Annotated in this window: 1 protein-coding gene and 1 pseudogene; one reads left to right on the forward strand and one right to left on the reverse strand. The window is 61.2% G+C overall.

Annotation, left to right across the window (positions count from 1 at the left end; all coding sequences use genetic code 11):
- Window positions 1-342 (forward strand): annotated as a pseudogene (locus tag NW820_RS05210) (hypothetical protein); the annotation flags it as partial.
- 221 nt (window positions 343-563) lie between these two features.
- On the opposite strand, the gene NW820_RS05215 reads toward NW820_RS05210, so the two are convergent.
- On the reverse strand, window positions 564-1,465 hold a 902-nt coding region (locus NW820_RS05215), incomplete at its 5' end, for a hypothetical protein (protein WP_414406874.1).

The raw sequence follows: 1,465 nt of genomic DNA on the forward strand, positions 1-1,465 counted from the left end.
AGGGTGCCTTATCTGCCAACTCCTGAGTTGGCCAACGGACACGCTCAGTCTTCCCCTGCTTCTCCAGCCCCCGAGTCGATAGGGATCCCTGCAAAGCCAAGTTCCCCAGAGCTGCCCGGTCTAAGTGAGCCGGCGGCCTATGGGGATGACCTATCGGACATCATTGCCCAAACGGATGTGGAGATGCAGCGCATTGGCTGGGGCCGCAAGGAAGGACAAGAGTTTTTGGAACGTCGCTTTCAGAAGAAATCTCGCCACCAACTCAGCGACGCCGAGCTGCGGGAGTTTTTGCGCTACCTAAAACAGCAGCCCTCCCGCCTCAGCAGCGAACCCCGCTTTTGAAGTCTTCTCGGCCTTGCCGCCAAGATCTCGGGATCTGGAGATCTGGCAACTCCTATCTTCCAACTAGGGTTGTTCCGAGCCCGTTCAAGTAGCCTCTGACCCTTGCCCCCGGCCCCTCTGGAAGGGGGAGTTGGGAATCAAGCCAGCCAACTGTTTTACTGCTAGTTGGCTGCTACTTGGAATAAGCCCGTTCTACCGTCGGTGTCTTGCTGCTGCTGAAGCTAGGGCGCACCTACAATCACGCTGGTGTCTTCCATTTGCTTCACGACCGTTTCTCCCCCTTCCGAGAGCACAACCCGTCGCTCTGGCACCGATACTCCGGCCACCTTGGCGGTTTGGTAGTTTTGCCCGGCCTGCACCACAGCGGGAATGACACCTGGGCCAGAAACCAGAGCAAAGGACTCGCCGCCGATCTGTATCATCCCGGAAACCTGTACACTGCGGGCAAACGCAGCTGGGTCGGGGGTAGGCGTTGGGATCGGGGTGGCCACGGCTACAGGCGCTCCATTGCCGTTGCCAGGAGGGGGCAAAACCGGAGGTGGAGGCAGGGGCGGCAGGACAATCTGCGGTTCAGGAGCGCGAATGTTCTGGGGCACAAAGGGATCCACACGGCCAGCCCCACTCAAGGCCCGCTGGGTTTCCTGCTCTCGATCCACTGGCGGGATCAGGCTAGAGGCAGCTTGGGTAGCCTGCAGAAGGGAGGGCACCGGCGGCGGGGGTTGATCGGGGGCGGTCTGGCCAAAGCCGGCAGGCAAGTTCACCGTTTGTTGGCGGGCGAGAGCTTGCATCTGGCTGGCTCCGCGGGCCAAGGTGGCGCTCATATCCTGTTCCCAAGTCCCTGCAGCATTCAGCCGCATGATCACAGGGCTGGTTCCCCCCCGAGACTCCACCCAAATTTCCGCTTCTGTGTCGCTCAATCGCCGCGAGCTGAGGATCCGGGATCCCGGAGCCAAGAGGGGCCGAAGCGCCAGTTCGGCCTCAGGAACAGCCTGTTCGTTGGCCAGAGCCGGGAACCAACGGGGGGCCAAAAACGCAACGCCCCCTGCCAACAGCAGGCCGGCTACAAGAAAGCAGGACAATGGGCGAGCAGGCAGCGATTTCAGCATAGAGACCACCGGGAGAG

It is taken from the genome of Synechococcus sp. R55.7, assembly GCF_047461955.1.
Taxonomy (GTDB): Bacteria; Cyanobacteriota; Cyanobacteriia; order Thermostichales; family Thermostichaceae; genus Thermostichus.